Here is a 12,623-nt window from a genome sequence, read left to right as displayed (position 1 = left end):
CTTTACATTGTTGATCAATTCTCATCTATTATCCCAATATATGTTTTTCTGCATAAACACAATGATAAGTTAAGATCTATATGTTCTCTATTATAAATCCGATTTTATTTTTTGCCAATATCTGCGATTGTACGTAATGAAAAAGAAAAATTAAAGTTCTTTAAAGGTATATTTCTCTCTGGATTAGTTACCTTTTGATAGCCAAAACTTATCCCAAAACATTCATCTATATAACTGAGATTTATTCCTCTTTTTACCAAAGTGTTAGATGCTAAATCATAACTGGCACTATTATTGATAGACCAATAGTTGGAAAATTTAAGTCCCACTTGAAAGGAAATTTCTTGCCGATTTTGCGTATGTTCATCACTTGGTTGATTTGAAATATAGGCATATTGCATAGATGCCCAAAGATTTGACCATTTTTGTGATGCTTCTAATTCACCACGGCGAATTTTCCCTGTTTTTTTATAAAAACGTCCACGAGATGCTATAGAAAAACCGCGATTATGATTTGCCTCAAACATTGTCACATAATCTGAACGTGCTGTTGCAAGGCCGGAGTGAGCATTTACATTGATATTGATAAAGTCTTTTTCTGCGAACGAATTTTTTCCTGCAAGATGGAATGATTGTCCAACAAGTCCATAAAGCGACCAATTATTATTAAAACTTCCGGAATATCTTAGACCTATATTTGCTCTTGTTCCACCTTCTATACGATCATAACCAGAAAATTTATCTCTTTGAAATAAGGTAGTTGTATCAAATACAAGGCTTTGCGCATCTTCGTTTGGTAATTGTCCAATATATTGTTCGTTATTACGCATGAAAATTTGTGCTGTTGGTTCTAGTATATGTGTCGAGATTCCAGCAGTGATAAGAAAAGGATAACGTAACTCCAGACCTGCTGTTGCCATGCTACGGATTTTCGAGGAAGCAATATTAAAATTTTTTAAAGAGCCATTTTCTATGCTAGCAATATGATTATTGTGAGTATTTATTATACTTGCATCAATGCGTAAGGCAAAGATGGGGGTTAATATTAAGCCATTTTTTGTATTGAAACGTTTTTTCCATTCTAGTTCGCTTGTCAAACGAAAACTGTTTCCAGCTATACCGAAAAGTTGAGGAGATTTTAGGAGATAACCTTGCCAGTTCGTATTACTAAAGTCAGCATGACGACGATAAATTGATTGTATATTACTACGGAAGGTAAGTTTTCCAGTATGGACTGATTTATTTGGTATAAAAGAATAATCAATGCTAGGTAAAACCCATGCTTGCTGAGAATGATGTTCGTTGAGGGTATCTTTAAACATCGAATTTTGGATATTGAAACGATAAAAACGCATGTCAAAGTAATTTTGATCTGCAAGGCCATTTAAATAAAACTGGGAAATTTGCACGGGGTCGCTATAATTTTCAAGTTTGTATGTACGACTAAAATCTCGATCGGACTGCGCAAAGATATTCCAACCGTACACCCAACGTGAATTAATACGAAAGTCACCTTTTGTTGCTAACATATAACGATTGGTGTTCTGTGAATCAATCTTATCATTACCGAAATTTTGGGGGTTGATTTGGTATATATGAGCAAAGTGGATGTTATAATAGCCTGTTTTTAAACGTTGATGCCATGTACCTTCAGTTAAAAGCCCTTGTTTTGTATAGACCGTAGCAGAAAGTGTGAAATCATTATAAGGTGATAGGTTCCAGAAGTAGGAGTTTTTTACGCCAATACCAAGATTATCAGCATAAAAAAAATGAGGAGCAAGAAGACCACTGGCACGTTTTACTGTTGGATCAGGGAGTTCAACAATTGGAAAGTATAAAATTGGGATGCCGAAAGTTTCAAAATGGCCGTTTTCAAATCGAATTGTTTTTTTGACATTGTCCCATATGATCTTTTTTGCTTTGATTTGCCACGAGACTGCTCGATCTAATTTTTTATGGCAAAGTTCACATGCTGTATAGATAGCATTGTTGAAAATTGTTATTTGATTCTTGCTGCGTTTAGCATTTTCAGCTTTGAAGTACGTATTGTTAGTTGTTTTGATACGTAAAGAATTTACAAATCCTTCTCCAAAATCTTTTGTCATGTCTATATAATTAGAATAAATTTTATTTCCATCTTTTTGAATGATCTTAACATTTCCTTTTGCTATGACGCGTCCTGTTTTTTGATTGTAAGTGACTCTTTGAGCGACAGCTTTATTATTGTCATATTCAATTTGGACATTTCCTTGTGCAGAAATGGTATTTGCATCACGATTGTAAATGAGTTTATCAGCAGAGAGTAAGAGAGGACTTTTTGTATTTTGGAGATGATTTTTAAAAAAAGGAGTAGGATTTTTTGCTATTGCAGAATGAGATATAAAGATATTTACAGAAAAACTGATGAGGCTTTTTAAAACTAATGTTGTCAGTTTTGTTAAAATTCTCCTTTTACTTGCTAACATTTTTTACTTAACCATCCTCTGTATGAAGTAAAAAGGAGATTCCAAAAGACAATGCCACTACAACTGGTACCCAAGCAGCAATGATTGGCGGGATGTAACCAGCGTTACCAAAACTTCGAACCAGCACAGAAATAACATAAAGTATAAATCCCGCAATTACACCACCAAGAATTAATGTTCTCGATTGTCCAAAGCGTGTAAATTTTAGTGATACAGTTGCTGCAATGAGAGTCATTGCCACAAGTAAAATCGGTGACGCAATTAGTGATTGTAAATGCATATCAAATTTATTAGCAGAATAACCAAATGAGCGTGCAACGGCAATTTTTTCTGGTAATTTGTAAAATGGAATAGTTACAGGGTCGGCTAAATGTTCAGTTAAAAACTCAGGTTTTAGGTGAGTTTTTAGTCGTAATTCAGTAAATTTTTCAGGAGTTTGTCCTATTTTATAGATTGTTCCATTTGTTAATAACCAAGCGCCATTTGTCAATGTTGCTTTTTTAGTATTAATCCAGTTTTTTACTGTTGCATTCTCATTATATTGTACAAATATTGCATCAATAAGAGAAAGACCTTGATGTGTGATTGATTTGGCACCAATAGTTGTTCTTCCTAAATTTGTTTGTTGTGTTAACCATGGAATACGCGTGTTGCTGGTAGATATTTCGATATTATTACTGCGCCATGCTGCTATCATTTTTTCTGCTTGGGAAGAGCTCCATGCAGCGAGTGGATTAACGAAAAGAATAGAGAATAGCCCTAAGAGAAAAGCTCCAAAACAAGCTGGCATGAGAAATTGCCATGCAGAAATACCGATTGAACGAGCAACAACAAGCTCAAGTTTTTGGTTAAGCGAGATAAGCATTGTCATTGCAGAAAATAGTGCAATAAAGGGGAAGAGTTGTTGCATAATAAAAGGGATTCGCAGCAATGAAATAAGAAATGCTCCTTTTACTGTATAATGAGGGAGCAACTCTAATCGGCTAGAGTTTTCTGTAAAGTCGATTAAGAGGGTGAGGATAAAGACACCCAACAAAAAATAACAGATTTTTTTGAGATAAAGTACAAAAAAATATCGTCCGAGCGTCCATCCAATCATGATACCATCCGAGGCATATTAAGAGTTGCAATGTTTAGATATCATGATGCATTTGAATATTCAATAAAGTACGAGGCAGCTTTATCATAAGGATTATTAAATGCCTGATATGCTCTATCACAACATTACAAAGCACTAATTAAGGTTGCAGTATTTTGAAACTTTACCGATATGATACATCACTACTTTGATCCATATTAGTAAGATAATTCCAAGAATGGTTTTGGATAACATGAAATTTTTAGATACTTAATAATTTTTGAAGATTTTGCATATATTTACGTTATAGAAAAAAGATCTTGTAATTTTTCAAAAAAGGTAACTTTCTATAACTATATCTCGATTCAACCAATCTAGTTGGTATTCTTTATCAGCATTTTGTGTAGAAAATCCTATATCAAAAATGAATTACGTATTACGCTGAGATTTAAGATAAAAAGTAGATAAGTATGAAACTTAGCCATTGCTAGCTTTTTCTATACTGTTTCACTATTATTATTTCGTTAGCTTTTGTTTCAGAAAGATAGATGCTATTTTGAAATAAATTACTTATTCGTAATTCTTTAGGGTGTATAGCCATAGCCTGATTAATAGCTTTCCTTCAGCAATAATTGAATAAAATTAAAACACTATAAAAACTATTTTATCTTCTGTATTCCAGATTGGAATGAGAATTGACATATATTCATTGGATTTATTTCAGAGAAATAACATAAAGTCTAATTGGGTAAAAATATAAAATTTAAGGATAAAAATTAATGTACAGTTTCACGATGTGTTGATTAATTTGGCGTTACGGTTTTCAAAATCGTCTAAGGCAATATTATTTTTTATAATGGGGATCCCACGTAGCTTCAAATTTTTTCTTTTCTTTTTTTTTTAAATAGGATCACTTCAAGATCAATATATTGTATGGCTAATTCACATACCTATTTTAAAAAGGCCATTTCTACAGACTTATAATTTATATTCCTCGGTACTGCTCACAGGTGGTGTAGTGTAAAATCGATGGAGATTCCCTATTTTTAGGCTTATGAGACAACGAGTCAGCACCATTATTATTTGTTAGTTCCTAATATTACCATTACTCTTGTATACAGATGGTTTAATAAGAAGACATCTTGAATTCTTTCTTAAGATTGTATCAATCCGTTAATTGTTCTTCTAATGTTCAGATAACCGGTTTTGCTTGATTCACAATAAGAAAGATTAAAACAAGAAAATATTGCTCTATTGTGAATTCTAATACAGTATGAATAAGTAAAAATTATTTTTATAAATCAATTTTTTGTGATTTTTTCTGAAAAATTTTTTGAATGGTATCATTAAATTTTGCAAGGACGAAAATTTTACAGTTTGTGAGCAGCATGAAAAAGGTTAATATGCTTATTCCTATCGGAATGATATAAAGTAATGGGATATAAACGGGGTTATTTTCTGTTTTTTTCGCGAAAAAATATCCTAACCAATAAATCAGTAAGGAGAAACTAATTACAGAAAAAGTTGAAGATATATGCGTTTGTCGATAAGATCGTGCATCTCCTGCTATGGCTACTGCAATTAATGCAAAAACGATAGGATAGAGACATTCTGTGAGGCGACGGTGAAATTCAGCTCTATATTGAAGTGGTTTTCGTTGATAATGAGGATCATTTGGATCGGGGTTTGATAAATAAGAAAGAGGTCGATCTTTAGGATAAATATTCGGTGTTCTCTTATTGGTAATAAATTCGCTTAGGCTAAAAGTATGCGAGCTAAATTTGATAATTGAAACATTATCATTTTTATAATCAATTCTTTCTATTTCGCCATCATTGAGGATTAAAAAATTGCCTTTTTTATTGTTAACAATTATTCCTTTTTTTGCATAATAAAAAAGACCAAACTGACGATCGCGCTGATCAGCGATGAAAAGGCGTCCAATAGTTCCGTTGGTATTTGTTTCACCAATTTCTATGTAAAGATTTTTGGTTAATTCTTGAAAACTACCTTCACGAATGAAAAGATTAATAAGATCAGAATGAGTATTTGCTAACATTTGTCGCATATTAAGACGCGCGTTAGGGGCAATAAAATTAGTAATGGAAAAGGAAGTTAATGAAGTAAGAATCGCTAAAAGAAGAATTGGCTTCCAAATAATATTTTTGGGTATGCCTGATGCGCTGATAACAGCTAATTCTGAATCTTGATTCATTGTTGAAAGGATGATTGTAATTGCAATAACTAATCCGAATGGCATAACAAGAGAAGTAACAGAAGGAATTAATAGGGATGAAAAATGTAAAACTGTTAAGAATGTTTGTCCACTTGTTGTAAGAAAATTAATTCTTGCAAGGATTTGTACTGTCCAACTGATACCAATTGCCCCAATCATCACAGCACTAAAAAGAAGAAAGATGCGTTTTAGTATATATAATTCAAGAATACGCATAAGATAGATGTTGTCCTCAGTTTTTTATTTCAAAATAGGTATTCTATAATGCGTTAAATTTAAACACGTAATCAAAATTTGAAGATTTTCTTTATGTCTTATATACGCATGTTTCTAATCAGTAACAGAAAATGGTTAACTGATCTTCATTTATTTTACTATATTTTACTATATATTGTATTTTCAGTTGTGGCCTACACAGAAAGTATAGACTATGAAATAAATAGCCTTTTTAACTTACCTAAAACATGATTTTAATCGTACAAGTAATTAATTTATAATTATAACTATCAATTTATTAATTTGAATAATCAGCTTCAAATAGAGCGATATTTTTTCAATCTCTCTCACTCTCTTATTTTGAATTAAAAAACACTTATTTATATATCACAAAAGAGACCGATCTGTGAATAAAATCATTTGAAAAAGGAATCAAGATGTTTTGTATAAACTATCTGAATGCAAGGCAATTGTAACATTAAGAATGAATAAATAATGAAGATATTGGCTTATTAAGCTATAAAATAAATATAATATTATTTTTTGAGAATATAATTATTAAAATAAGATGAGATTTTCAACTCTAACTTACTTTGATTATATTAAAATACTAAAGCTCTAATAGTGCTTTGTGATGAAAAGTATTGAGGATTAAAATGGTTGATATTTTGTTCTATCATTTGACGAAGTCAACTCTAAAAGAGACTTTGCCTGTATTAGTGGAACGTGCATTGAAGCGTTTTGGTAGAATAACAATACAATGTGTGAGTAAAGAACAATGCAATTTTATAGATACTTGTCTATGGGTTTATGCCGATGAATCATTTATTGGGCATGGAACAGAATATGATAAATATCCAGATTTGCAGCCTGTATTTCTTACTATAGGACAAGAAAATCCGAATGGCTCAAAAGTGCGCTTTCTTATAGAGGGAGCAATTTGTTCAGATATTGATATTTATCAACGACTTGTCATTATGTTTGATGGTCATAATGATGAGCAATTGAATCTTATTCGTAAGCAGTGGAAAGAATATAAAACAAAAAATTATTATTTAACTTATTGGCAGCAGACTGAAGATCATCGTTGGGAGCAACAGGTTTGATTCACAAGGATGTCTTTTGTTTTAATTTTTTCAGTATTGGGCAATCATAAATTCATAGTTCTTTATTGCGAAATAATCAGGAGGAAATTGTTGAGTTTTTCTTATGATTTTTATTTTAGGAGTTATATAAAATATAGCCTAAGATTAAAATATTCAAATGGAATGATAATGATATTTGACCGAGTTTTACTTATTGTATGGGCAGTAGCATTAGCTTTTTTTTGTGTTTCATGGTTGGGCACAACAAATATCCTATCACAGATATTTTCTGTCTCTCATATTAATGCTATTGTCGATATTTTATTCTTTTTCCTTTCTGTATTATTTTCTGGAATATTATGGTACATTTTACCTCAACCGATACCTTTACAAATGAAATTAGCAGCATTTCTGCCGCTAATATTAGTTTTATTATTCATTATTATATTTTAGTTTGATATTTCTTCATCTGTAAAGCCAATAAAACAAACGAGTGAAATAAAAGAAGATAGGAAGAGATAATAACTAATATAAGAAACATTGAAATGTTGTACTAGATATTCCGCAATGTAAGGTGCAATAGCTGCACCTAAAATACCAGCTAAGTTAAAGGTTATAGAAACACCACTATACCGAATTTCTGTTGGATATGCTGATGAAAGAACTGCGCCAATCTGACTATATGTCATTCCCATGATAGATAAACCAATGACAGACATTGCGCAAATACCTAAAATTCCATTGTCGAAGAAGTAAGGAATTGCAAAAGAATAGATGCCAGTAGCCATTGTCACCCAAATCATCAAATTTCTGCGTTTAATATGATCGGCAATTTTTCCTGTCAGAATAGTAAAAATACCAAAGAAAACAGCACCAGCCATTTCTACTTGAAGTGCTTGATTGAATGATAATTGCAGATGGTTTGTTGAATAACTTAGCAAATAAGTCGTGACCAAATAAAATAAGACAAGGGCTGTTATACTACAGAATGTACCAAGAAATAAAATTCGTGGGTATTTGAGGAATACATCTAGTACAGGTATTCTAGAGGATTTTTTGTGGTCGACATTTTTTTTGAATTCAATTGTTTCATTGATCGACATACGGATCCATAATCCTAAAACGATGAAAAAGATTGAGCCAATAAAAGGAATACGCCATCCCCATGAGAAAAGCTGCTCTTCATCAAGCGCATGCCATAGTGCTAAATAAACTATAATGGACACGCATAGGCCAATTGGAGCGCCTAATTGTGGAAACATTGCATACCAACTACGTTTTTCTGGGGGAGCATTTTCTGTTGCGAGCAGAACCGCTCCTCCCCATTCTCCTCCTAATCCAATTCCTTGTCCAAAACGACATACTGTTAAAAGGAAAGGTGCTAACCAACCAGCTGTTTCATAGGTCGGTAGGATACCAATAATAATTGTTGAAATACCCATTGTAAGGAGAGAGGCAATGAGTGTTATTTTTCGTCCAATTTTATCACCAAAATGCCCAAAAATAACTGATCCTAGAGGGCGAGAGAGGAAGGCAACACCAAAAACGAGAAAGGATTGCAAAATAGCGAGTTGCTCATTTTGAGATGGGAAAAATAATCGAGGAAATATGAGTGCTGCAGCAGTTGAAAAAACATAAAAGTCAAAATATTCTATTGTTGTGCCAATAAAACTCGCGAACAAAATTCGGCCGGGTGAAGATTGTCGATTAGTGCTACATTTTTCTATGTTTGTAGACATGGATAGAAGGTTCCTTTTAGTGTATAAAAATTAAATTACAAAACCGTTATGATTATAAAAAATTCATATCAGTGTCGAGCATTATCTCTATCGATTTTAATGATCGCTGTGGATTATAAATATATAAAAGAGAACGAAAGATTACATATTCATATGAATAGTGTTTTATTTTTAATCGTACATCGAATATTATATTTTGATATTTATGAGAAGTAAAAGGCTAATGTGAGCAAATATCAACTATAAGTTAAGAAGGATGTAGGACTATATTATATTTTTTAATACAAAATCATCAGTTTTTATGTTTTTTTACTTCAAAATTAAGAAAAAATGTTTAAAACATTAAAAAATCTATCGTATGAGTTGGTGATTACTAATCTTTTTTTGCAAAATTTGAACGTTTATGCATAATTAGTTAGAAAAAGGAACTTTCTGATAATTTTCTTTAGAGAAAGTAATGTATAAATTAGAGAAAGTAAGGTATAAAGATGTGTTTTTCATCTATGTTCTAGGTGCAATTGAAGAGAGTTAAATGATGGTTGTAAGAGGCGATTTAGAATAAAGGATTAAGCAGGATTCATAAAAAAAGCTGAAGATGTTTATCCTGTTCTTAAAAAATGTTACAAAAACGCCGTGATTTGTTGATTCAGTGATTAACGCGCATATGATTGAAGGGTATACTCTCGACCCTTTTAAAGTGCTCTACATTTGAGAAAAATATGCGAACCGAGATTGTTCACTAGAGGAATTTAATACTCGAATGAATAATTCTGTCGAATCTGTGAAGAAAGCAACTAGAATAAAAGCAAAAGTGCGAAAGAAACATCTAACTCTTGATAAGATTTATCCTAAAACGAACTGCTAACAACTAAATATGAATAAATATGAAATAACAGATTCAGCTACTCTTCATAAGAGAAGTGCGTATGAGGTAACAAAAGCATTTATTAATCTGAGCCTAAAAATGTTGCAGAAGCGATTTGATTCCTCTTATCTAAAAGAGATTCATAAATGCTTATTTAGAAATGTATTTGAATGGCTGGACATACTCGTAGTGAATCTTTACATTTTATGATAGTACGGCTGTTGCTACGTCAGAAGTAGAAGAATTGAGCACAAAAATTAGTTCTGTAAGCGATAATAAAATTCAAGAAGGTTTAAAAATTTAAAAATGCTTTTGTCGAAGTGAAATAAAGAGATGTAAAGCATTATTCAAAACTTGATTTATAGCAATTCAGAATTATTGCAAATAGAGATGGAACATATTAATATCTTTCCAGATTTTGATCCACAACTTGCTAAATAGATTTTAGATTCTCCTAAATCTATTTCTCAATTTACGGAGAGGAAATTATTGGGTATAAAATGCAAAGTGTAGAAATGCTGAAAGGAGTTTATCTGAATTCAGTCAAGCAGTTGATGAGTATAAAACTAATTTTAGAGGCGGTATTTTAAAGAACTAGAAAAACAGCTAGAAGTGTGTTCTAGAAAAATGGTAAAATAACCATTCAAGGAGTGCAAAATATTCTTAGCGTGCCAACAAGGTGAGCAGAGAGAAATTTTAGAATCCTCTCCTTCAGTGTGCAAAGATATCTATAAGTTTATGTGCAAAATCAAAGGGCATCTCTCAGCTAAAGATTGTGAAGCAATTGATAATAAGGATTATGAAAACTTCGCTAAAAGTGTTGGCTTATCAGTAAATAAAGGGAGGAAATTATAATAATCATTCGAGATGTTAGAGAAGCCTATTTGCAAACCAGAAGATTCAAAGTTAATCCTCAAAAGAAATGGCTATAGTTAGTTAAAATTTAAGTTTTATTTTATGTGATTTTTGTGTATAGGTGGCTTTTAGAAAAAACTTCAAGAGGAGCTTTCTAAAAGATTCAACTTCATTAGAACGTGGTAAGGTTGAGCATAGTGAGAAAGGCGTGCAGATAAGCCTGTATTTTATTGAATAAAATTACCAAATGCTATCAGAATTTAGCATTTCTCATAAATTTTGTAGATACATAAATTATTTTAAATAATAATCCTTTATTAAAAGGTTATAGTTTAATTTTTGATAGTTTACTTAAAAAGTAAAATAGTTTTATTCTTGTGATTTATATTGATTTTATTAATATATTTTATTTTTGTCTGATATCGTTTCAAAAATCAGATTAAAGTTATTTTGCAGACATCTTTGATGTTTATGGTGATAATTCTTCGAAAGCAATAGAGAGTGTTCTTCCTAATATGTTTAATTTTATTTTGTGATATAAGTCTAATATCCGTTTACTTGTATCCGATGAATTTTATTAGCATTAGTCAAATCTTAAATTATATTGCACCAAAATTCAGAATAGCGTGTTGAAATGTCATCAAAAGTTCTGATTTTCGATTTTTTTATGTATGATATATTCTTTATAATCATAAAAATAAACAGTTTGATGTTTTAAAAAATATTAAACGTATATTATCTAATTCATTGAAAATGATTCTTAAAAGGATAAGGCAATAAAATATATGCTTATTAAAATGAAAGACATTCTTTTATAGAGTGTTGAGAGCGCAAGTGCAAGATTTGAAAAGGTGGAATGGTTTTATGCCTTCGAACACAAGCCATTAAATGCCCATATACTTTATGATATCCCTTGGTAAATTTTGATGAGTTCTGGTTGAAATGTGATTTTGCAGAGCTACTTACTCCCATTAGTTTGTCCGAGACAGAATAATAAGGATGTAGTTATGCAATACAAGTGGAAGTTAGGTTATTGGGTACTTATGATAAGTAGCTCTTTTGTGGGAGTTGCAAACGCAAATAAAAATGAAATCCAATCTTTTTGTTGGTCTTTAGACTATAGCATAAATGGAACTTATGAAGTAGAGAAGACTGAAAAATGTAAAGAGTTTAGTAAAATTCGAAATGATATGACTCTGCCAATTTCTAATGAGTTAAACAGTTTTAGTGTTTTTGACGACGCTATGATGGATCAGAATTTTACAATATTAAAACCTGATAATAATGAGGAAGAAGAAAATATTGCAATTTTTAGAAAAGGTCAAACAACTGTTATTCAAGATGGAGCAGTTCTAAAAAATTTAATGATAGATAAGGACATTAGAGTTTATGTTGGAAATGGTGGCGAGAAAGATAGTCCAGGTAAGTCTATCGATAATAAAGTTGGAAATAATGGAAAACTTTATATTTATGCAGGTGGTTTTAGTGAAGGTACTAAAATTGAGAATGGTGGTATTGAAACTGTTCAAGCTTCAATAGGTAAACAAGGCTTTTCAAAGAATGCTGTTATTTACAAAGGTGGACAACAAAAGGTTGAAAGTGGAGGAAAAGTAGAAGGAACGCAAATTTATGGTGGTAAACAGTTTGTTTTCGGGGAAGGTAATGTTAACGGCCAAATGACGGGGAGTGTTGCTAATGGCACTGTAATTTACGGTCAAGATGGAAAACTAGGACAACAGAATATATATGAAGGTGGGGTAGCATGGAATACAAAAGTGATGCAAGGAGGAGTACAAAATATTTATCAAGGAAATAAGGGAGAGGGTGGTTTTGCGGTAGATACTGAAGTTTTTAAGAATGGAAAGCAGCGTGTTTTTGCAGGAGGTACAGCTATCACTGTTACTTTACATGATAATGCTGTTCAAGAGATATATCCTGATGGCTATGTATACGACCTAACTATTAATGGTAATGCGAGTTCGTGGGTGTATGCTGGTGCAGTGTTAGAAGGTGATGCGATAGTTAATGATTCTGGAAAATTTTATCTTTATGCTGGAAGTGAAGAGCATAAATCTACAATAGAA

The 12,623-nt window shown here is 31.7% G+C and carries 6 protein-coding genes and 1 pseudogene; 3 read left to right on the top strand and 4 right to left on the bottom strand.

Going from position 1 to position 12,623, the window contains the following annotated elements; translation table 11 throughout:
• Positions 1–104: 104 nt before the first annotated feature.
• The 3 genes from T420_RS0106335 to lptF all read right to left on the bottom strand — a co-directional run bounded on the left by T420_RS0106335 (position 105) and on the right by lptF (position 5,995).
• On the bottom strand, positions 105–2,465 hold the full coding sequence (locus tag T420_RS0106335) for an LPS-assembly protein LptD (RefSeq protein ID WP_013544902.1): 2,361 nt from the start codon (positions 2,463–2,465) through the stop codon (positions 105–107).
• A gap of 7 nt (positions 2,466–2,472) precedes the next feature.
• Entirely contained in the window at positions 2,473–3,564 is a 1,092-nt protein-coding gene (gene lptG, locus T420_RS0106330) for an LPS export ABC transporter permease LptG (RefSeq protein WP_013544903.1), read from the bottom strand.
• Positions 3,565–4,837: 1,273 nt separating this feature from the next.
• Positions 4,838–5,995 carry an LPS export ABC transporter permease LptF gene (lptF, locus tag T420_RS0106325; protein WP_013544904.1) on the bottom strand — a complete coding sequence of 386 codons (1,158 nt, stop codon included), beginning with the start codon at positions 5,993–5,995 and terminating at the stop codon, positions 4,838–4,840.
• Positions 5,996–6,651: 656 nt separating this feature from the next.
• Between lptF and T420_RS0106320 the strand changes: the two genes are divergently transcribed.
• Both T420_RS0106320 and T420_RS07550 read left to right on the top strand, forming a co-directional pair.
• Positions 6,652–7,101: a DNA polymerase III subunit chi gene (locus tag T420_RS0106320; protein ID WP_013544905.1), complete on the top strand. Its 450-nt coding sequence runs from the start codon at positions 6,652–6,654 to the stop codon at positions 7,099–7,101.
• 168 nt (positions 7,102–7,269) lie between these two features.
• Positions 7,270–7,533: a hypothetical protein gene (locus T420_RS07550; protein WP_026501237.1), complete on the top strand. Its 264-nt coding sequence runs from the start codon at positions 7,270–7,272 to the stop codon at positions 7,531–7,533.
• Here the strand turns inward: T420_RS07550 and T420_RS0106310 are convergent.
• Positions 7,530–8,819, bottom strand: coding sequence for an MFS transporter (locus T420_RS0106310; protein ID WP_013544906.1), 1,290 nt, complete (start codon positions 8,817–8,819; stop codon positions 7,530–7,532). The two genes, T420_RS07550 and T420_RS0106310, sit on opposite strands and share 4 nt — an antisense overlap.
• 2,763 nt (positions 8,820–11,582) lie before the next feature.
• Between T420_RS0106310 and T420_RS0106295 the strand changes: the two are divergent.
• Positions 11,583–12,623 (top strand): annotated as a pseudogene (locus T420_RS0106295) (autotransporter outer membrane beta-barrel domain-containing protein); the annotation flags it as partial.

The sequence above is a fragment of the Bartonella clarridgeiae ATCC 51734 genome, from assembly GCF_000518185.1.
Lineage (GTDB): Bacteria > Pseudomonadota > Alphaproteobacteria > Rhizobiales > Rhizobiaceae > Bartonella > Bartonella clarridgeiae.
Note: the sequence above shows the minus strand (reverse complement) of the source record. Positions and strands in the feature narration are given on the sequence as shown.

Bases quoted from the DNA above. Each gene is read 5' to 3' on its own strand.
- lptF (WP_013544904.1), bottom strand. From the start codon at position 5,995: ATGCGTATTCTTGAATTATATATACTAAAACGCATCTTTCTTCTTTTT.
- lptG (WP_013544903.1), bottom strand. From the start codon at position 3,564: ATGATTGGATGGACGCTCGGACGATATTTTTTTGTACTTTATCTCAAA.
- T420_RS0106310 (WP_013544906.1), bottom strand. From the start codon at position 8,819: ATGTCTACAAACATAGAAAAATGTAGCACTAATCGACAATCTTCACCC.
- T420_RS0106335 (WP_013544902.1), bottom strand. From the start codon at position 2,465: ATGTTAGCAAGTAAAAGGAGAATTTTAACAAAACTGACAACATTAGTT.
- T420_RS07550 (WP_026501237.1), top strand. From the start codon at position 7,270: ATGATATTTGACCGAGTTTTACTTATTGTATGGGCAGTAGCATTAGCT.
- T420_RS0106320 (WP_013544905.1), top strand. From the start codon at position 6,652: ATGGTTGATATTTTGTTCTATCATTTGACGAAGTCAACTCTAAAAGAG.